At 70.3% G+C, this 19,911-nt stretch carries 17 protein-coding genes; 7 read left to right on the forward strand and 10 right to left on the reverse strand.

The genetic code is table 11. The features are described 5' to 3' along the window. Positions 1–17: 17 nt before the first annotated feature. The 3 genes from OOK38_RS21650 to panB form a co-directional block, all read right to left on the reverse strand. Positions 18–842, reverse strand: a complete 825-nt coding sequence (locus OOK38_RS21650; protein WP_266758081.1) for an ABC transporter permease — start codon at positions 840–842, stop codon at positions 18–20. Next, positions 839–1,873 (reverse strand): ATP-binding cassette domain-containing protein, encoded by a 1,035-nt coding sequence (locus OOK38_RS21655; RefSeq protein WP_266758079.1) that lies wholly within the window; start codon positions 1,871–1,873, stop codon positions 839–841. The genes OOK38_RS21650 and OOK38_RS21655 overlap by 4 nt, the downstream gene beginning before the upstream one ends. Before the next feature lie 188 nt (positions 1,874–2,061). Continuing rightward, complete coding sequence (gene panB, locus OOK38_RS21660; protein ID WP_266758077.1) at positions 2,062–2,946, reverse strand: 3-methyl-2-oxobutanoate hydroxymethyltransferase; 885 nt, start codon at positions 2,944–2,946, stop codon at positions 2,062–2,064. Positions 2,947–3,185: 239 nt separating this feature from the next. Between panB and OOK38_RS21665 the strand changes: the two genes are divergently transcribed. From OOK38_RS21665 to OOK38_RS21680, 4 genes are all read left to right on the forward strand, one after another. Further along, complete coding sequence (locus OOK38_RS21665; protein ID WP_266758075.1) at positions 3,186–4,787, forward strand: MFS transporter; 1,602 nt, start codon at positions 3,186–3,188, stop codon at positions 4,785–4,787. Positions 4,788–4,886: 99 nt separating this feature from the next. Next, the gene (locus tag OOK38_RS21670; RefSeq protein ID WP_266758073.1) at positions 4,887–5,507 is read left to right on the forward strand and encodes a TetR/AcrR family transcriptional regulator; all 621 of its coding nucleotides are present in this window, start codon (positions 4,887–4,889) and stop codon (positions 5,505–5,507) included. Positions 5,508–5,707: 200 nt separating this feature from the next. Then, complete coding sequence (locus OOK38_RS21675) at positions 5,708–6,745, forward strand: endonuclease/exonuclease/phosphatase family protein (protein ID WP_266848689.1); 1,038 nt, start codon at positions 5,708–5,710, stop codon at positions 6,743–6,745. A gap of 188 nt (positions 6,746–6,933) precedes the next feature. Continuing rightward, complete coding sequence (locus tag OOK38_RS21680) at positions 6,934–8,154, forward strand: MFS transporter (RefSeq protein ID WP_266758069.1); 1,221 nt, start codon at positions 6,934–6,936, stop codon at positions 8,152–8,154. Positions 8,155–8,158: 4 nt separating this feature from the next. Here the strand turns inward: OOK38_RS21680 and OOK38_RS21685 are convergent, their stop codons facing one another. Then, the gene (locus OOK38_RS21685; RefSeq protein ID WP_266758067.1) at positions 8,159–10,213 is read right to left on the reverse strand and encodes an NAD(+) synthase; all 2,055 of its coding nucleotides are present in this window, start codon (positions 10,211–10,213) and stop codon (positions 8,159–8,161) included. Positions 10,214–10,437: 224 nt separating this feature from the next. After that, positions 10,438–12,378 (reverse strand): protease pro-enzyme activation domain-containing protein, encoded by a 1,941-nt coding sequence (locus tag OOK38_RS21690; RefSeq protein ID WP_266848691.1) that lies wholly within the window; start codon positions 12,376–12,378, stop codon positions 10,438–10,440. 255 nt (positions 12,379–12,633) lie between these two features. Between OOK38_RS21690 and OOK38_RS21695 the strand changes: the two genes are divergently transcribed. After that, positions 12,634–12,888: a hypothetical protein gene (locus tag OOK38_RS21695; protein ID WP_266758063.1), complete on the forward strand. Its 255-nt coding sequence runs from the start codon at positions 12,634–12,636 to the stop codon at positions 12,886–12,888. Between the two features lie 88 nt (positions 12,889–12,976). Here OOK38_RS21695 and OOK38_RS21700 read toward each other — a convergent pair whose 3' ends face one another. Further along, positions 12,977–13,600 carry a DUF305 domain-containing protein gene (locus OOK38_RS21700; RefSeq protein ID WP_266848693.1) on the reverse strand — a complete coding sequence of 208 codons (624 nt, stop codon included), beginning with the start codon at positions 13,598–13,600 and terminating at the stop codon, positions 12,977–12,979. Then, complete coding sequence (locus tag OOK38_RS21705; RefSeq protein ID WP_266848694.1) at positions 13,597–14,262, reverse strand: DUF3105 domain-containing protein; 666 nt, start codon at positions 14,260–14,262, stop codon at positions 13,597–13,599. The genes OOK38_RS21700 and OOK38_RS21705 overlap by 4 nt, the downstream gene beginning before the upstream one ends. A 217-nt stretch (positions 14,263–14,479) precedes the next feature. Here OOK38_RS21705 and OOK38_RS21710 point away from each other — a divergent pair, with 217 nt between their 5' ends. Then, a complete protein-coding gene (locus OOK38_RS21710) occupies positions 14,480–14,914 on the forward strand; it encodes an Rrf2 family transcriptional regulator (RefSeq protein ID WP_266848696.1) in 435 nt (144 codons plus the stop codon). 375 nt (positions 14,915–15,289) lie between these two features. On the opposite strand, the gene OOK38_RS21715 is transcribed toward OOK38_RS21710, so the two are convergent. After that, positions 15,290–16,498, reverse strand: a complete 1,209-nt coding sequence (locus tag OOK38_RS21715; protein WP_266848698.1) for a globin domain-containing protein — start codon at positions 16,496–16,498, stop codon at positions 15,290–15,292. A 328-nt stretch (positions 16,499–16,826) separates the two neighbouring features. On the opposite strand from OOK38_RS21715, the gene glnA reads away from it, so the two are divergent. Next, complete coding sequence (gene glnA / locus OOK38_RS21720; protein ID WP_266758054.1) at positions 16,827–18,188, forward strand: type I glutamate--ammonia ligase; 1,362 nt, start codon at positions 16,827–16,829, stop codon at positions 18,186–18,188. Between the two features lie 78 nt (positions 18,189–18,266). Here the strand turns inward: glnA and OOK38_RS21725 are convergent, their stop codons facing one another. Both OOK38_RS21725 and OOK38_RS21730 read right to left on the reverse strand, forming a co-directional pair. After that, entirely contained in the window at positions 18,267–19,532 is a 1,266-nt protein-coding gene (locus OOK38_RS21725; RefSeq protein WP_266758052.1) for a site-specific integrase, read from the reverse strand. A 71-nt stretch (positions 19,533–19,603) separates the two neighbouring features. After that, positions 19,604–19,849, reverse strand: a complete 246-nt coding sequence (locus OOK38_RS21730) for a helix-turn-helix domain-containing protein (RefSeq protein ID WP_266758050.1) — start codon at positions 19,847–19,849, stop codon at positions 19,604–19,606. Positions 19,850–19,911: the final 62 nt, after the last annotated feature.

Genomic DNA, 19,911 nt, shown 5'->3' on the forward strand with positions numbered 1-19,911 from the left:
GGTCCGTGCGTGGGACGTCAGCTCTTGGTGCGGAACTTGTGGATGGCGACGGGCGCCATCACCAGGGTGAGGGCCAGCGACCAGCCGAGCGTCACCCACAGGCCGTGCGCGACCGGACCGCCCACCATCAGCCCGCGTGCCGCGTCCGCGAGGGAGGACAGCGGGTTGTACTCGGTGAAGTTCTGCAGCCAGCCCGGCATCGACTTGGTAGGCGCGAAGATCGACGAGCCGAACTGGAGCGGCATCAGCACCAGGAAGCCCATTGCCTGCACGGACTGCGCACTCTTCATGATCACGCCGAGGGTGAGGAACACCCACATCAGGGCTGAGCCGAAGACCGCCGACAGGCCCACGGAGGCGAACAGACCGGGCCAGTTGGTGATGTGGAAGCCGACCAGGACGCCGACGATCATGAGGATCGCGGTCGCGATCAGCATCCGCATCACCTCCACAGCGATCTTGGCGAACAGCACCGAGCCGCGCCCGATCGGCAGGGACCGGAACCGGTCCATGACACCGGAGTTGAAGTCGGTGTTGAAGCCGGTGCCCACTCCCTGGGCCATGTTCATGCCCATCATGGCCATCAGGCCGGGCACGACGTACTGGACGTACGCCTCCTGTCCGCCGCCGAGCGACTGCCCGATGGAGCCGCCGAAGACGTAGACGAACAGCAGCGTGAAGATGACCGGGAACAGGATCGCGTCGAACATCGACTCCGGGTCCTGGCGGATCCACAGCAGGTTGCGGCGGATCAGCGCGCCGGTGTGGCGGGCGTGCGCGCGGGGCGAGATGCGGGGGTCGGACTCGACCGTGAGGGGGGCTTCGACAACGGCGGCGCTCATGCGGAGACCTCCTCGTAGGCGCGGGCGGGGGTCTCGTCCTGCGGGGCACTGGCCTTGTGGCCGGTGAGGGACAGGAACACCTCGTCCAGAGTGGGCAGTTCGGTGGAGATGGAGGCGATCGTGATGCCGCGCGCGGTGACCGCGCCGACCACGGCGGTGAGTTGCTCGTCGCTGAGGATCGGGACCAGCACGCTGCCGGTCTCGGTGTCCACGGTCGTCGTGGCGAGGCCGGTGAGCCCCAGGTCGTCGAACATGGCGGCCAGCGGGCGCAGTTGCAGCGGGTCGACCGGGCGGATCCGCAGCGTCCGGCCGCCGACGCGCGCCTTCAGCTCGTCGACCCGGCCGTTGGCGATGACCTTGCCGCGGTCGATGACCGTCAGCTCGGAGGCGAGCTGCTCGGCCTCCTCCATGTACTGGGTGGTGAGCAGTACGGTGACGCCGTCGGCGACCATGCGCTTGACCTCCAGCCACACCTCGTTGCGGGTGCGCGGGTCGAGGCCGGTCGTCGGCTCGTCCAGGTAGAGCACGGCCGGGCTGCCGATCATCGAGGCGGCGAGGTCGAGCCGGCGGCGCATACCGCCGGAGTACGTCGACGCCGGGCGCTTGGCGGCCTCGGTGAGGGAGAAGCGCTCCAGGAGCTCGTCGGCCCGTCGGCGGGCGTCCTTGCGGGGCAGGTCGAGCAGCCGCCCGATCATGTAGAGGTTCTCCCAGCCGGGGAGCTTCTCGTCGACCGAGGCGTACTGGCCGGTGAGCCCTATCACCCGGCGCAGCTGCCGGGGCTGCTTCAGCACGTCGTAACCGGCGACCGTGGCCTGTCCGGCGTCCGGGGTGATGAGGGTGGACAGGCAGCGGACGAGGGTGGTCTTGCCGGCGCCGTTGGGACCCAGCACACCGAGGACGGTGCCCTCGCGCACATCCAGGTCGACCCCGTCCAGCGCCTTGGTCTCGCCGTAGTGCTTGACCAGCCCCCGTACGGTGACGGCGCTGCGGCCGGTCGCAGCTTGTCGGGGCGTGTTGTCGATTCGCGTCATGTCCATCAAGGTGCCAGTCGCCACCGACAAACGACCGACAGGACGCCTACAGCTCCGGGCCGCCACCGATAGGTCGCCGACAGTCGGCCGACAGGGCGTGGAGAGGAGGCGGAAAGGCGACAACCCGCCGACGGGGGACGATCGGCGGGTTGCCTTGGTGCCGCAGTGGCTCGGGGGCCTCGGTGGGCCTAGTGGACGGAGTGCTCCTCCAGCGGGAACGTCCCGCCGACCACGTCCTCGGCGAACGCCTTCGCCGCGTCGCCCATGACGCGGCGCAGGTCGGCGTACTGCTTGACGAACTTCGGCACCTTGCCGCCGGTCAGGCCGAGCATGTCGGTCCACACCAGGACCTGGGCGTCGGTCTCGGGGCCCGCGCCGATGCCGACGGTCGGGATGTGCAGGGTGCGGGTGACCTCGGCGGCGAGCTCCGCAGGGACCAGTTCGAGGACGACGGCGAAGGCGCCCGCGTCCTGGACCGCCTTGGCGTCCCGCAGCAGCTGGTGCGCGGCCTCCTCGCCCCGGCCCTGCACGCGGTAGCCCATGGAGTTCACGGACTGCGGGGTCAGGCCGATGTGCGCCATCACCGGGATGCCGGACTCGACCAGCAGCTCGATCTGGCGGTGCGAGCGCTCGCCGCCCTCCAGCTTCACCGCGCCCACCCCGGCCTCCTTGACCAGGCGGGTCGCCGAGCGCAGCGCCTGCACCGGACCCTCCTGGTAGGACCCGAAGGGCAGGTCGCCGACGATCAGGGCGCGACTGGTGCCCCGTACGACCGCCGCGGACAGCACGGTCATCTCGTCCATGGTGACGGGGACGGTCGTCTCGTACCCCAGGTGGCAGTTGCCCGCCGAGTCGCCGACGAGCATGACCGGGATGCCGGCCTCGTCGAAGACGGACGCGGTCATCGCGTCGTAGGCGGTGAGCATGGGCCACTTCTCGCCGCGCTCCTTGGCGGCGGTGATGTCGCGCACCGTGATACGGCGAGTGCTCTTGCCCCCGTACAGCGCCTTGCTGCCGGTGGCCTTGAGGGCACCCTCCGCAGGCTGCGTCGGGGCAGCCGAAAGCTGCGTCATCGCAACGGCTCCTTCTGTCATCTCGAGGCACCCTGACGGCGTCCCCGGATCACCTCCATGGTGGCACCTCGTGTCACGCGGGGCTAGACCGGGCCCGGCGGCCTCCGTGTCGCTCTCGCCACGCCCACCTCATCCGGTGGGCCGCCTGCGACCGGAGACCTAGGTCCCTTCGTAAGTTCTGCGTAAAGCCTTTCCAATACGGAACGGTGCCGTATCGAATTGGTTCTAGGGTGGTCGTCATGACAACTTCCGCTCCCCCGCCCGATCGACGCGTGCCCGAGGCGGTGCACCGGCGCCGCTGGGCGATCCTCGGCGTGCTCATGCTGAGCCTGCTGATCGTGGTGCTCGACAACTCCATCCTGAACGTCGCGATCAAGACGATCTCGACCCCGGCGCCCATCGGCCTCGGTGCCACGCAGGGTGAGCTGGAGTGGGCCATCAACGCCTACACCCTCGTCTTCGCCGGGCTTCTGTTCACCGCGGGCCTCCTCGGTGACCGGCTCGGCCGCAAGAAGGTGCTGCTCGGCGGTCTCGCCGTGTTCGGCCTCGGATCGGCGCTGGCCGCCGAGTCCGGCTCGCCGGTCCAGCTCATCGTGTTCCGAGCGCTGATGGGTCTCGGCGCCGCCTTCGTCATGCCGGCCACCCTCGCCGTCCTGATGAACGTCTTCGAGCGTGACGAGCAGCCCAAGGCCATCGGCATCTGGGCCGGCGGCGTCGGCCTCGCCATCGCGATCGGCCCGATCACCGGCGGCGTCCTGCTCGACCACTTCTGGTGGGGCTCGGTGTTCCTCATCAACGTGCCGATCGTGCTGCTCGCGATAGCCCTGATGATCTGGCTGGTCCCGGACTCGCGCGACCCGAACCCGGGCCGTCTCGACCCGGTCGGTGTCGTCCTCTCCGTCATCGGCCTCGTCCTGCTCGTCTACGGCATCATCAAGGGCGGCCAGCTCGCCGACTTCACCGACCCGCTGGTCCTCGCGACCATCGGCGCGGGACTCGTGGTCCTCATCGGCTTCGTGATGTTCGAGAAGCGCAGCGACCACCCGTCCATCGACGTGACGTACTTCAAGAACAAGGTCTTCTCGGCGGCGATGTCGGCCATCGCGCTGGTCTTCTTCGCGCTGATGGGCGTGACCTTCTTCTCGGTCTTCTACACGCAGAGCGTCCGCGGCTACTCGCCGCTGCAGACCGGTCTGCTGATGCTGCCGCTGGCCGTGGCCCAGATCATCTTCGCGCCGCGCGCCCGGCTGGTCGTCGACCGCTTCGGCAACCGCGCCACCTGCACGGCGGGCCTGGTGATCATCGCCGCGACGCTGGCCGCGTTCGCCACGCTGGAGGCGGACACCCCGATCTGGCTTCTCGAGGTCATCTTCTTCCTGATGGGCACCGGCATGGCGCACATCATGACCCCGACCAGCGTCGTCATCATGCAGGCGCTGCCGCGCGAGAAGGCCGGCTCGGCTTCCGCGCTCAGCAACACCTTCCGCCAGGTCGGCGGCGCCCTCGGCATCGCCGTCCTCGGTTCGGTGCTCTCCACGGCCTACCGCAACGGCATCGAGGACAAGCTCGGCCTCGTCCCGGCCCCCCTGCGGCACACCGCGGGCGAGTCCATCGAGGCCACCCTCGGGGTCGCCGCCAAGCTCGGCCCGCAGGGCAAGGCCCTCGTCACCCCGGCGAACGACGCCTTCCTGCACGCCATGCACGTCACCGCCCTGTGCGGCGCGGGTGTCGCGGTCATCGGCGCGGTCGTCGTCGCCCTGTTCCTGCCGGGCCGTCCGGCGGCCCCGCACCAGGGCAAGGACGAGGCCGAGTTGGTGACGGCGGACCTCGGACAGGACTGACAGCGGCGTCCGGGACCGCGGGCACCCCTCACCGGGTGCCCGCCATCGCCGTGCATCGGGGAGAATGACACCAGGTCAACGATGGGAACGGAGTTCGACGTGAGCCTCGCGGACAGCCGGGACAGACAGGGGTGCCCCACTCGGGGCCGTCCTCGGAGCGAGGCCGTGGAGCGCGCCATCATCGAGGGCGTCATGAAGCTCCTGGAGGAAGGGGTTCCGCTCGCGGACATCTCCATCGAGCGTCTCGCGCGCACCGTCGGCGTCGGCAAGGCGACGATCTACCGCCGCTGGAGCGGCAAGGAAGAACTCTTCGTCGACGTGCTGCGCGCCGCCGAGCCCGCGGACCCCGAACTCCCCGGCGTCTCCATGCGCGAGGACCTCGTCGTCCTGCTGGAGTCGCTGCGCCGGCGCGGCCTGGTCAGCCGCTCGTCGGCGATCCTGCACAACGTGCACGCGCAGATGAAGAGCAGCCCCAAACTGTGGGCCGCGTACGACGCCACGGTCATCGCCCCGAGACGCCAGCTGGGCTACGAGGTGCTGCGCCGCGGCCAGGAGAACGGCGAACTCCGCGACGACGTCGACATCGAGCTGCTCAACGACATGTTCGTCGGCCCGATGCTCGTCCGGACCGTCATGCGCCCGGACACCGAACTCTCCGAGGGTCTCGCCCAACAGATCGTCGACACGCTGCTGGAGGGGCTGCGCCCCGCCCGGCCGTGACGCGCCCGGGTTCTGACGGGTCGAATGTGCGCGTTTCGTCACAGAGGGCGCATCGTGGGCCCGTATGCGGAACTCCGGGCGGGAAGTTGGACGTCCCCTTGCCTGTACGGCCGTCACGGACGGCGAGAACGACACCGAACATCCCCTAGGGTCGTAGTCGAGGGGCAGACGGTGCGCACGGCATTTTGTGAGGCGACGGTATGGCGCAGGCGTATATGACGGAGACGGGCAGCGGCGGCCAGGGGCCGGACCGCAGAGAGCCCCGGCTTCGACGCCTGCTCGACGGCTGGCGCGGCGACCGCGGCATCTGGCGGCGCGGGCTGATCCTCGCCGCGATCGCGCTCCTGCTCGCCCTGGTGATGCTGACGCACGCGCAGATCCCGAACCGGATCGGCAACCTCGGCAGCCTCACCGAGACGTTCCTGCCGTGGCTCGGGGTGTTCATCCCGGTCCTGCTGGTCCTCGCCTTCGTGCGGAAGTCCGCCAGCGCCCTGATCGCCGTGGTGCTGGCGGGCGCGGTCTGGCTGAACCTCTTCGGCGGACTGCTCACCGACAAGACCGGCGCCGGCGGCGATCTGACCGTGGCCACCCACAACGTCAACGCCGACAACCCGGACCCTTCCGGCACCGCCCGCGACGTGGCCGCCTCCGGTGCCGACGTGCTGGCTCTGGAGGAGCTGACGGCATCGGCCGTGCCGGTGTACGAGAAGGCGCTCGCGCCGACGTACAAGTACCACTCGGTGCAGGGCACCGTCGGGCTGTGGAGCAAGTACCCGCTCAGTGCGGCCCGGCCGGTGGACATCAAGCTGGGCTGGACGCGTGCCATGCGGGCGACCGTGACGGCGCCGGCCGGCCGGGCCGCGGTGTACGTGGCCCATCTGCCCTCGGTGCGGGTGAAGATGAAGGCCGGGTTCACCGCCCGGCAGCGGGACAAGAGCGCGGACGCGCTGGGCGAGGCGATCGCCGGCGAGCCCGTGCAGCAGGTCGTCCTGCTCGGTGACCTCAACGGCACCATGAACGACCGGGCGCTCAACGCCGTCACCGCGCAGATGCGCTCCACGCAGGGCGCGGCGGGAACCGGTTTCGGGTTCAGCTGGCCGGCGTCGTTCCCGATGGCCCGGATCGACCAGATCATGGTCAGGGACATCGAGCCGGTGACCTCGTGGACCCTGCCCGAGACCGGCAGCGACCACCTCCCGGTCGCGGCCCGCGTCCAGCTGGACGCAACGGCTTCTTAACTCCCTGGGGCACCTCCCGGAATACTTCGCCGGGCAGGATTTGTTCAGCGACTGAACTTAATGTTTTGATCGACCCGTGACCCGCGCACATCGCTGTGCGCGGGCGCGTCCGTGCGCACCCGTGCCTCCGCCCGCCGCCCGCGTCCGCACGGGGCCCCGCTCGTCCCCGCTCCTCGGAAAGGCCTCTCATGCCTCTGGCCCTGCTCGCCCTCGCCGTGGGCGCCTTCGGCATCGGCACCACCGAGTTCGCCATGATGGGCCTGCTGCCCGACGTCGCGGACGACCTGCACATATCCATCCCGACCGCCGGACACCTGGTCTCCGCGTACGCGCTCGGCGTCGTCATCGGCGCCCCGCTGCTCGCCGCGGCCACCGCCCGCATGTCCCGCCGCACGGTCCTCATCGCCCTGATGGGCCTCTTCGTGGCGGGCAACGCGCTCTCCGCCCTCGCCCCCGACCATCACTGGCTGCTCGCCGCCCGCTTCCTGAGCGGTCTGCCGCACGGCGCCTTCTTCGGCGTCGGCGCCGTCGTCGCCACCGGTCTGGTCGCCCCCGAGCGCAAGGCCCGCTCCGTGTCGCTGATGTTCCTCGGACTGACCGTCGCCAACATCGCCGGCGTCCCGGCCGCCACCCTCGTGGGGCAGCACCTGGGCTGGCGGGCCGCCTTCCTCGGGGTGAGCGTGATCGGCGTGGCCGCCATCGCCTCGCTGTTCCTGCTGATCCCGCAGGCCCCCGCGCACACCCCCTCCGGCGGCCTGCGCGGCGAGCTCGCCGCCCTGCGCTCGCTGCCCGTCTGGCTCGCCCTCGGGACGACGGTCGCGGGCTTCGGGGCGCTCTTCTCCGCGTACAGCTACATCGCGCCCATGCTCACGGACGCCGCCGGATACGCCGAGGGCAGCGTGACGCTGCTGCTGGCGCTCTTCGGGGTCGGCGCGACGGTGGGCAACCTGCTCGGCGGCCGCCTCGCGGACCACTCCCTGCGCGGCACACTGTTCGGCGGCCTGGTGTCCCTCGTCGTCGTCCTCGCGCTCTTCCCGGTCCTCATGGGCGCCCAGTGGAGCGCCGCCGTCGCGGTCACCCTGCTCGGCACGGCCGCCTTCGTCACCGGCTCGCCCCTCCAGCTGATGGTCATGGAGAAGGCCTCCGCCGCGCCCTCCCTCGCGTCCTCCGCCAACCAGGCCGCGTTCAACCTCGCCAACGCGGGCGGCGCGTGGATCGGCGGGCTCGCCCTGGCGGCGGGCTTCGGCGCGACGGCGCCGGCGGTCGCCGGGGCCGGGCTCGCGGTCGTGGGGATCGGGGTGGCGGGTGCGGCCTACGCGGTGGACCTGAGCCGCACGACGCGGCCGGCCCGGCGCGCGCGTGTGGTCGCCGCCCGCGTACCCGACCGGCCGGAGGCGCTGCGCCGCTGAACGCTCAGCCCCGCGTCTCCGGGAGGTCGAAACGGGCCAGGTCGCGCAGCCAGACGCGGGCCGAACTGTCGGACGGCGCGCGCCAGTCGCCGCGCGGCGAGAGCGAACCACCGGCCGAGACCTTCGGTCCGTTCGGCATGGCCGAGCGCTTGAACTGCGCGAACCCGAAGAAGCGGCGGCAGAACACGTCCAGCCAGCGCCGGATCTCCGGCAGGTCGTACGCGACCCGCTCGGCCGCGGGGAAGCCCGGCGGCCAGGCACCCGCGTCCGGGTCGTGCCACGCGTGCCAGGCCAGGAAGGCGATCTTCGACGGCCTGAAGCCGTAGCGCAGCACGTGGAAGAGGGTGAAGTCGTGCAGGGCGTACGGGCCGATCTTCGACTCGGTGGACTGCATCTCCTCGCCCGGTACGAGCTCCGGGCTGATCTCCGTGTCGAGGATCGCGGCGAGCGTCCGGTCGGTGTCCTCGCCGAACTGCCCGCTGCCGATGACCCAGCGGATCAGATGCTGGATCAGCGTCTTCGGCACACCCGAGTTGACGTTGTAGTGACTCATCTGGTCGCCCACGCCGTACGTGGACCAGCCGAGCGCCAGCTCCGACAGGTCACCGGTCCCGAGCACGATGCCGCCGCGCTGGTTGGCGAGCCGGAACAGGTAGTCGGTGCGCAGTCCGGCCTGCACGTTCTCGAAGGTGACGTCGTACACGGGCTCGCCGGAGGCGAAGGGGTGACCCATCTCGTCCAGCATCAGGCGGGCGGTCGGCGTGATGTCCAGCTCGGCCGCGGTGACGCCGAGGGAGCGCATCAGCTCGTGCGCGTTGCCCTTGGTGTGGTCGCTGGTGGCGAAGCCGGGCAGGGTCCAGGCCAGGATGTCGCTGCGCGGCCGGCCCGCGCGGTCCATCGCGCGCGCCGCGACGATCAGCGCGTGCGTGGAGTCGAGACCGCCGGACACCCCGATGACCACCTTCGGGCCACCGATCGCCGCGAGCCGCTGCTGGAGCCCCGCGACCTGGATGTTGTACGCCTCGTAGCAGTCCTGGGCCAGCCGGTCGGGGTCCGCGGGAACGAACGGGAAGCGCTCGACGCGGCGCCGCAGGCCCAGGTCGCCGGTCGGCGGGTCGAGCCGGAACGTCAGCGTACGGAAATCGGCGGTGCGGGCGGCGTGGGTGCGGCGGTTGTCGTCGAAGCTGCCTGTCCTGAGCCGCTCCTGCCGCAGCAGGTCGAGGTCGACGTCCGCCACGGCGAACTGGTCGTCGAGCGGGAAGCGGTCGGACTCGGCCAGCAGCGCCCCGTTCTCGTAGATCATGGTCTGGCCGTCCCAGGACAGGTCGGTGGTCGACTCGCCCAGTCCGGCCGCCGCGTAGACGTACGCGGCGATACCGCGTGAGGACGCCGAGCGGCACATCAGCTTGCGGTCCTCGGCCCGGCCGACGGTGATCGGGCTGCCGGAGAGGTTGGCGAGGACGGTGGCGCCCGCGAGGGCCGCCTCGGCGCTCGGCGGCACCGGCACCCACATGTCCTCGCAGATCTCCGTGTGCAGCACCAGGCCCGGGACGTCGTCGGCGGCGAACAGAAGGTCCACGCCGAACGGCACGGACTCACCGCCGACCCGGATCGTGCCGCCGCGCTCGTCGTCGCCCGCGGCGATCTGCCGGCGTTCGTAGAACTCCCGGTAGTTCGGCGGGTACGACTTGGGTACGACCCCGAGGACCCGGCCGCGGTGCACGACCACCGCGCAGTTGTAGACCCGGTTGCGGTGGCGCAGCGGGGCGCCCACGACCAGGACCGGCAGGAGTTCGGCCGACCCCGCCACCACCGTCCGGAGCGCCTCCTCGACCTGGTCGAGCAGCGCGTCCTGGAGCAGCAGGTCCTCGATCGAGTAGCCGCACAACCCCATCTCCGGGAAGACGGCGACGGCGACACCCTCGTCGGCGCATCTGCGCGCCTGGCGCAGCACCGCCTCGGCGTTGGCCTGCGGGTCCGCGATGACGGTGTGGCCCGTGCAGGCGGCGACGCGTGCGAAGCCGTGCTGATAGAGCGACCGGAAGTTCAGAGGAGGCACCGGGCCAGTGTAATCGTCAGAGCGACGCGATGGGGTGGGGAGGGTGGTGCGGCGGACCACCCCGCCCGGCGGACGGACGCCGGGTGCGTGGATGCCGGGCGCGATCCCGGCGCGGGGAGGGGGGTCTCCCGCCGGAAGGGCGCGCACGGCGGGCGCGGATCCCGGGAAACGCGCGATGCGCCCGCCTCCGTCGGAGAGGCGAGCGCATCGCGTGTGACGCGGGGTCAGTGAAGGCGGTACGAGTCGACGTAGCCCGGGGCGGGGGAGCCCACGCCGGTGACGTCGTCGTAGCCCTTCACGGCCTTCAAGGAGCTGTCCTTGCCGAGGCTGCGGACGGAGGTGAGGACACCGTCCGCGGCGTCGAAGCCGTTCGCGAAGTCGACACGCGCCACGGCGAGTCCGGAGCCCGTGGGCTTGTCCGTGACGTCGTGGTACGCCTTCGAGCCGATCTTGGAGTAGATCGACGGGTTGGCGAAACCGATCGCCTTGCCGCCGCGCGCCTCCTGGGCGAGCGCCTGGACGGCCGCGATCACCGGCGCGGCGAGCGAGGTGCCGCCGATCCGGTACTCGCTGTACTGCTCCGTCCCGTCCGGGAAGGTCTGCGTCTGGCCGACCTTGAAACCGGTGTTGGGGTCGGCGATCGCCGCGATGTCCGGGACGACCCGGTTGCCCGCGGCGTTGTTGGCCTTGGCCAGCGCGTTCGGGACGACACCCTTCTGGTAGTAGGGCTCCGCCACCGTCTTGCTGGTGCCGCCGCCCGCGCCCGAGGTGAACGCGCCCGGGAACCCGGTCCAGCTCTTGCCGTCCTCGGACAGCGAGGCCTTCTCGGTGCCCCAGCCGGTCTCCCACAGGTACTTGTCGCCCTTGCCGACCGCCAGCGAGGTGCCGCCGACCGCCGTCACCCACGCCGAGTTGGCCGGGGTGTCGACCTGCTTCGTCCCGGTGTTGGCGACCTCGTCGCCGTTGTCGCCGGAGGAGAAGTAGAAGCCGATGCCCTCGACCGCGCCGAACTGGAAGACCTGGTCGTAGGCCGCGGCGAGGTCCGGGGTCTGGTTGGCCTCGATGTCGCCCCACGAGTTGGAGACGATGTCGGCCAGGTGCCCGTCGACGATCTTGTTGAGCGAGTCGAGCAGATCGTCGTCGTAGCAGGAGGCGGCACCCACGTACGTGATGCTCGCGCCCGGCGCGACCGCGTGCACGGCCTCGACGTCGAGGGTCTCCTCGCCGTACCAGCCGGCCGCCCCGCACTCCTCGGTCTTCGTGTACTTCTTGGGCAGCACCTGACGCAACTGACCGCTGGTGTACGCGGCGTCGCCGTGCTTCGCGGCGTAGGTGGCCGCGTCGAAGGCGATGGTCGGCGAGGCGTACGCGTCGGTGATGGCGACCCGCACGTTCTTGCCGGTGCGCGTGCCCGCTCCGTACGCGGCGCGCAGCTGCTTGCCCGTGTACCCCTTGACCGCGTACGGGATCTTCGTTCCGTACGCGTCCGGCAGGGTGCTCGCGATGTTCGAGCCGTGGTACGAGGAGAACGGCCCGGAGTTCTTGAACACCGCGTCCGGAGGCGGCAGTTGATCGGCGTGCGTCGCCTTGTGCGGGGCGTTGTCCAGGCCGGTGACGGTCAGGACGGCGCCGTTCAGGGCGGCCGGCGCGGAAGCCGTCTTCGACGGCGCCCGGTAAGTCTTCTTGCCCTTGGCGTAGTTGTGCAGCTGCGTGCCGAACGCCTTCTCGGCGGCGGCCACGTCGCCGGTCACGGAGACGTAGTGCTGCGTCGTCCCGGTGACCGTCAGACCCGCCGACTTCAGCCACGAGGTCACGGCCGTGACCTGGGCCTTGGTGGCGCCGAAACGTGCCTGCGCCTTCTTGGCGCTCAGGTACTTCCCGTACGAAGCCGAGTGCGGGTCGGAGACGGAGCTGGCGTACGCGGCCAGTCCCTTGGCGTCCCGTCCGGCGAGGTACACCCGGGCCGAGACCTGGGAGCTGTCGGACGCCGCTCCCTTGTCCGCCTTGGCCGTCGCCCACGCGGGCCTGGTGCCCGCGAGGGTGTCCCGGCTCGGGCCGTCCGCGGCGTGGGCCGCGGGTATGCCGAGCGCCAGCGCGCCGGCGAGCAGAGGCAGTGTCGCCGCCATGCTCACTCCGGCGCGCGCGGTGGCGCGGTTGGATCTCATAGAACCCCCTGCGATGCGGTTCGTCGCATGTAGTGGTTGGTCGGTGATCCACGCGAGACCTCGCGCCCCACCAGGGCGGGAGGAATGGATCACCGATGGGGGCCACTCTTTCGATGAACCGTTCATGCCAGGGGAATGAACAAGCCAAGGAAAGCCCAAGTGGCCGCGATTGGCGGCTGTTTGGGGTGATTTGGAGCGGGTTCTTGACCACAATCGAGGGTTTTCCCTCTATCTCGTCCCGAGCTCTGTAAAGAGGTGCCCGTCCGCTGTAAGCGGATCGAGTCCTGGAGCGGGGAACAGCGCTCAACACCCGTGTCTCGTGGCGGCGTCGGCGCCGGCACGACGTCGGTGACCGGCTACGACCGGGCGGCCGTGCCCGCCCGCACCCAGCTCTTCATCGGCTGCCTGAACCGGGCCCAGCTCGCCGTCACCCAGGGACGGCCCGGCTCGGTGGAGCGGCTCGTACCGACCGGCGTCCACCTGACATGCGGTACGGACTGGCGCGGCTGACCACACGGCGGCGCAGGGGGCGGGGGTGAACGGTCCGGGCGGTGCCCCGACCGTTCCACGCATCCGGCCGCCGCGCCCCCGGCACACGCTAGTCGCGCGCCTTCGCGCCCCGTTCCTTCAGCATGTCGGCCATCAGCCTGATCTCCGACTGCTGCGCGTCGACCATGCCCTGCGCGAGCCGCTTCTCCACGCCGACGGTGCACTGGGCGACACAGCCCTCGGCCATGTGGATGCCGCCCTTGTGGTGGGCGGTCATCAGCTGGAGGTAGAAGACCTCGGCCTGCTTCCCGTCGAGCGTGCCGAGCCGCTTCATCTCGCTGTTGGTGGCCATGCCCGGCATCAGCGCGCCGTCCTTGCCGGAGGCGATGTCCCCCATGCCCATCCAGGTCATCGGCGCGTCCGAGGACACCTTCGGCAGCTCCCACAGGTCGAGCCAGCCGAGCAGCATGCCGCGCTGATTGGCCTGCGTCTGCGCGATGTCGTACGCGAGACGCCGTACCTCCACGTCCTTGGTGCGGTCCCGCACGATGTACGACATCTCGACGGCCTGCTGGTGGTGGACCGCCATGTCCCGCGCGAATCCCGCGTCCGCCGAGTCGGCGGCGGGCGCCCGCGTCCCGGAGTCGTCGCCGTCGGCGACCGCGTAGGTGATCGCCCCGGCCGCGACGAGCACGGTCGCCGCGGCGCCCGCGATCCAGCCGACCTGCCTCACTGGGCCAGACCGTTGGTGCAGGCCGCGCCCGGTTCGGGCGTCTGCTTGCCCTGCACGAACTGCGAGAGGAACGCGTCGACGTTCTTGTCGCTCGCGCCGGTCACCGCGCGCTGCTTGCCCCAGGCGCTCAGCATGATCGGGTCCTTCTGGTCCTCGACCGGGCTCATCAGCGTGTACGGGGTCTTCTTGACCTTCGCCGCGAGCGCCTTCACATCGGCTTCGGGCGCCTTGCTGTTGTACGTGACCCAGACCGCGCCGTGCTCCAGCGAGTGCACGGCGTTCATGTTGTCGACCGCCTTGGCGTAGACGTCGCCGTTGCAGTTCATCCAGACCTGGTTGTGGTCACCGCCGACCGGCGGCTCCATCGGGTAGCTCACGGTCTTCGTGACGTGGTTGCGCGCCAGGCTGCCCTTCCAGGTCTTCACACCGTCGGTGCCCGTGACGAAGTGCCCCGACGTCGCCTTCGAGTCGCTCGCCGTGTCCTTCTTGTCCGACTGGGACTTGACGAGCACGACTCCACCGGCGACGAGACCGGCGACGACGACCGTGCTCGCCGCTATCACGAGGATTCGGTTGCGCCGCTCACGATTGCGCTCGGCGCGGCGCAACTCTTCGATGCGCGCCTGGCGCGAGGCGGTGCTGGTGTTCTTGGCGGAACCCATGGTGAGTCCTTATGAGGATGGGACGGTCGGGTTCGCCGATCGTAATCGGGAAGGGAGGGGCGTCGGCAGGGAGGGCACGGGATTGGCCGAAGAAAGGGCGGACCGGGAGGGGAGCGGGGGAGCGGGCGCGCCGTGATGGCCGTGATGGCGGAGGGGCGCGGGACGGGGGGCGGAGGAAAATTTGAACCGAAGATGCGCATTACCTACGCTGTCGGGCATGCGGTTGTTGCGATCCACCGACCTGGCCCTGCGCGTCCTGATGCGACTGGCCGTCGTCGGCGACTCGACGCCCACCACGCGCGAGGTCGCGGCCGACATGCACGTCCCCTACACGCACGCCGCCAAGGTCGTCGCGGAGCTCCAGCACCTCGGGCTGCTCGATGCCCGGCGCGGCAGGGGCGGCGGTCTCACGCTCACCGAGAAGGGGCGCGGCGCGTCCGTCGGCGCGATCGTGCGTGTCTTCGAGGGGGACGGCGAGGTCGTCGAGTGCGAGGGGGACACGCCGTGCCCGCTCGTCTCCGCGTGCCGGCTGCGGGGTGCCCTGCGGCGGGCCCAGGAGGCCTTCTACGTCTCACTGGACCCGCTGACCATCGCCGACGTGGTCGCCGAGCCGACGGGGCCCCTGCTGCTCGGCATCAGCCGGAGGCCGTAGCCTCGGCCCGGTGGCCCGGTGGCCCGGTGGCCCGGTGGCCCGGTGGCCCGGTGGCCCGGTGGCCCGGTGGCCCGGTGGCCCGGTGGCCGGTGGCCCAGTGCCCTGCCCCGGCCGCTCTCGCGCTTCGGCCGTTTCCCGCGACCTGGCCGTTTCCGCCACCCGGCCGTTTCCTGTGACCTGGCCGTTCCCGCCACCCGGCGGCCCCCGCCGGCCCCCGCCGGGCTCCGCCTCCGTGCCCGGCCGGGCTCAGGGCCTGGCCGGGTTCCGTGCTCTGCCGTACCGGTCTCCGACGACCTGCGGGGGTGTTGCCGGCCCCCGCATCCGCGGCTGGATCCGCCGGATAGGGACAGCCGGATCGGGACGGGTGGACAGCCCCTAGTCCTGGGCCAGCCAGAGGTCCGGACCGAAGACCTCGTAGTGGATGTCGGCGGCGGGCATGCCCTTCCCGAGGAGCTGGGTCCGTACCGCGCGCATGAAGGGCAGCGGACCGCACAGGTAGGCCCGCGTGCCCGGCCGCACCGTCACTCCGGAGAGGTCGACCAGGCCGGTCCGGTCGGCGGGGTGGCCCGGCTCCGGGTGCTCGTACCAGAAGTGGGTCTCCGCGTCGGCGAGTTTGCCCGCGAACGCCTCGTGGTCGGCGCGCAGCGCGTGCTCGGCGGGGGAGCGGTCGGCGTGCACGACGGTGACGGGGGCCTTGTGGCCGGTGACCCCCAGCTGCTCCAGCATGGCGATCATCGGGGTGACGCCGATGCCCGCGGAGGCGAGGAGCACGGGGGCGTCCGTGTCGTCGAGGACCAGATCGCCGTACGGCGCGGAGACCTCGAGGACGCTGCCCTCGCGGACGTGCGCGTGCAGATGGTTGGAGACCTCGCCCTCGGGGCTCGTCGCGCCGCCGCGGTTCTCCTCCGCGCGCACCCGCTTGACGCTGATCTGGCGCACCGGTGAACCGGGCGCGCTGGAGAGGCTGTACTGACGTATCTGGCGGGCGCCGTCCGGGAGCCGGACGCCGACCGAGACGTACTGGCCCGCCCGGAAGTCCGGCAGGGTGCCGCCGTCGGCCGGACGGATCCGGAAGGTGGCGACGTCGGCGGTCTCCTCGACGCGCTCGGTGACCACCCAGGGGCGCAGGGCCCCGTCGTCCGCCTGCTCGTCGTACAGGCGCTTCTCGATGGCGATCAGGGCGTTCGCCATGAGCCAGTAGACCTCGTCCCAGGCGGCGGCGACCTCCGCGGTGACCGCGTCGCCCAGCACCTCGACGATGGCGGCGAAGAGGTGCTCGTGCACGACCTTGTACTGATCGGGCGCGACGCCCAGGGAGGCGTGCTTGTGCGCGATGCGGTTCAGCATCGCGTCGGGCCGCTCGTCGGGGTGCTCGACCAGGTAGGTGGCGAAGGCGGCGATGGATCCCGCCAGGGCCTGACGCTGGGTGCCGGCGGCCTGGTTGCCGCGGTTGAACAGGTCACGGAGCAGCTCGGGGTGGGCGGTGAACAGCCCGGCGTAGAAGCGCTCGGTGATCTCGCCGATGGCGGCGCCGACGACGGGGAGTGTGGCGCGCACGGTTGAGGCGGACGGTTCGGACAGCATCAGGACTCCTCAAAGCCAGGGCGGACGCGGTGGGTTGCGGCCCCCTTGTACGCACGGCACAGTAGTAAAACTTGCATCTGAGATGCAAATTAAAGCCCGTAGGGCGAGAGAGTGAGGGGCGGCTATTACGGGGGCGCGCGTGAGCAGGCAGTATGTGCAGGAGAGCAGGACACCTGCCGTACGCGAGGCGTTCAGACCGAGGTCGCCCGGCCGATCAAGGTCCGCAACGCGCATGAAATGGTGTTGTGGTGGGATGCTCAGGTGCGCCGATCGTCTTCGAGGCGTGGGAGCAGGCGGCCTGACCAGCAAGGATGGGTGGAAGCGGAAGATGGACAAGCAGCAGGAGTTCGTGCTCCGGACGCTGGAGGAGCGTGACATCCGGTTCGTACGTCTGTGGTTCACGGACGTACTCGGCTTCCTCAAGTCGGTGGCCGTGGCCCCGGCAGAGCTGGAACAGGCCTTCGACGAGGGCATCGGCTTCGACGGCTCGGCCATCGAGGGCTTCGCCCGCGTATACGAGTCGGACATGATCGCCAAGCCGGACCCGTCGACCTTCCAGGTGCTGCCCTGGCGCGCCGAGGCCCCCGGCACGGCCCGTATGTTCTGCGACATCCTCATGCCGGACGGCTCGCCGTCCTTCGCGGACCCGCGCTATGTCCTCAAGCGCGCCCTCGCCAAGACCTCGGACCTGGGCTTCACCTTCTACACCCACCCCGAGATCGAGTTCTTCCTGCTGAAGGACCGCCCGCTGGACGGCTCGCGACCCACCCCCGCCGACAACTCCGGCTACTTCGACCACACCCCGCAGAACGTCGGCCAGGACTTCCGGCGCCAGGCCATCACGATGCTGGAGTCGATGGGCATCTCGGTCGAGTTCAGCCACCACGAGGGCGCCCCCGGCCAGCAGGAGATCGACCTGCGCTACGCCGACGCGCTCTCCACGGCCGACAACATCATGACCTTCCGGCTGATCATGAAGCAGGTCGCGCTGGAGCAGGGCGTGCAGGCCACCTTCATGCCGAAGCCGTTCTCGGAGTACCCGGGCAGCGGTATGCACACACACCTGTCCCTCTTCGAGGGCGACCGCAACGCGTTCTACGAGTCCGGCTCGGAGTACCAGCTCTCCAAGGTCGGCCGCTCCTTCATCGCCGGCCTCCTGAAGCACGCCGCGGAGATCTCCGCCGTCACCAACCAGTGGGTCAACTCCTACAAGCGCATCTGGGGCGGCTCGGAGCGCACCGCGGGCGCCGGCGGCGAGGCCCCCTCGTACATCTGCTGGGGCCACAACAACCGCTCCGCCCTCGTCCGTGTGCCGATGTACAAGCCCGGCAAGACCGGCTCGGCGCGGGTCGAGGTCCGCTCGATCGACTCGGGCGCGAACCCCTACCTGGCGTACGCGCTGCTCCTGGCCGCGGGCCTGAAGGGCATCGAGGAGGGCTACGAGCTCCCGCCGGGCGCCGACGACGACGTCTGGGCCCTCTCCGACGCCGAACGCCGCGCCATGGGCATCGAGCCCCTCCCGCAGAACCTCGGCGAGGCGCTGGCCCTCATGCAGCGCAGCGAACTCGTCGCCGAGACCCTCGGCGAGCACGTCTTCGACTTCTTCCTCCGCAACAAGAAGTCGGAATGGGAGGAGTACCGCTCCGAGGTCACCGCCTTCGAGCTGCGGAAGAACCTGCCGGTGCTGTAGGGGCAGGTCAGAGCGGTTTCTACTGTCTTTGGAGAGAGGGCCCACGGTCGACGACCGTGGGCCCTCTCGGCAGTGCGGCTACGGCTGGGCCGTCTGTGGGCCGTCGGGCGCTGAACCGGTGCGCTGGAACACGGAGTCCACTGCCTTGCGGCTGCGGCCCTCGCTGCTGGGCAGCAGGTGCGTGTACACCCGGAGCGTGAAGCCGGGGTCGGTATGCCCCAGGTACGTACTCAGCGCCTTGATGTTCTCGCCCGCGTCCAGGAGCACGGACGCGTAGAAGTGCCTCAGGGCGTGCATGCCGTGCTCGCGGGCGGACTGGTGACGTTCGCCCGGCACGGGCTTAGGAATAACTCCGGCCGCCACGAGTGCTGGCTTCCAGAAGTGCGTGTTGAAGTCCGTACGGCGCAAGGCGCCACGGCCGTCGGGACGTACGAACAGGAGCTGCTTGGTGACTGGGCGGCCGTCAGGACGCTGCCACGGCAACGTCACCGCTACGGGCGGGTGAGCGGCCATGTGTTCCTTGAGAGCGCGTGCGACAGAGTCGGCGAGCGGCACGTCGCGTTCCTTCTCCCGCTTCGGAGGAGCGAACACGAGTTTTCCGGCGGACACCTTCACCTGGTAGGCGACGTGCAGCCAGCCACTAACGAACTTGATCTCATCGGCCGGTAGCCCGAAGATCTCGCCCTGTCGCAGACCGCAGCCGGCCCCCAGGTCGACGATGGCACGGTGCTGCGCCGGGAGGGCGGTGCGCACGGCGAACGTGCGTTCGGTAGTCCACGGGACTACACGGCGATTGCTCGGCCCAGGGGCGCGGACCGTGCTGGACTTGCATGGGTTCCGGTGCAAGTGGTCGTCCTCAACCGCCGCGGCAAAGACTCCAGAGACGCTCGCAAAGATCACGCGCCGATAGCTGGACGCGGGAATCGCCCGCTCTAACTCCGCCAGCCAGTCGCGGATGTGCTCCGGCTTGAACGTGCCAAGGGGACGAGATCCCAGGTAGGGGATGGCGTGGCGCCGGATCTGGACGCCGACCGGTTCCCTCGTGGTGGGGTCCGTTGTCTGCGACTGAAGCCACTTCTCCGCGTACTGACGGAACGTGATGCGCCCGGCCTTGGGGTCGATGTAGCGGCCGCCGTCCATGTCGGCCTTTGTCTTCGTCAGCCACTGCTCAGCCCTGCGCTTCTGCCCATCGGGGAAGCTCTGCGACCTCTCAGTGCCATCGGGGCCGATGTAGCGGGCCCGATAGCGGAGGCCGGTGCCGTGGCGGTCGGACTTCGTGCGGATGCTCTTGCCGTCGGCATCGTTCTCGGTCTTGAACCAACGGTCCTGGATGTGGCCGGCCATGTGGTGTCTGTGTCTCCTCATGCAGAGGGAGGGCCACCCGACGTGGCCCTCCCAGGGACAGCGATGGGGGTCTACGCCGCGTCAGCCTCGGCGCGCTGCTGCTGAACGACGAAGGCCTGAACGTCGGCGGGGTCGTAGCGCAGGTGCTTGCCGATGCGGAAGCCGACCGGTCCGGTCCGCTTCTTGCGCCACTGGTAGACGGTTTCGAGGGGGACGCCGAAGATCTCGGCGATGTCGCCCGGGGTGAGGTACCGATCGGGCAAGCCGCCGCGAATGGCGGCGCGGGGGTCGGGGTGAGCGGAACGGGCTCGGCTCATGGGGTGTCCTCAGAAGTTGAGTCACGTTGGCTTCGGGGCTTCGGACTCCGTGTGTGTCCGAG

The sequence above is a fragment of the Streptomyces sp. NBC_00568 genome (assembly GCF_026341855.1).
Lineage (GTDB): Bacteria > Actinomycetota > Actinomycetes > Streptomycetales > Streptomycetaceae > Streptomyces.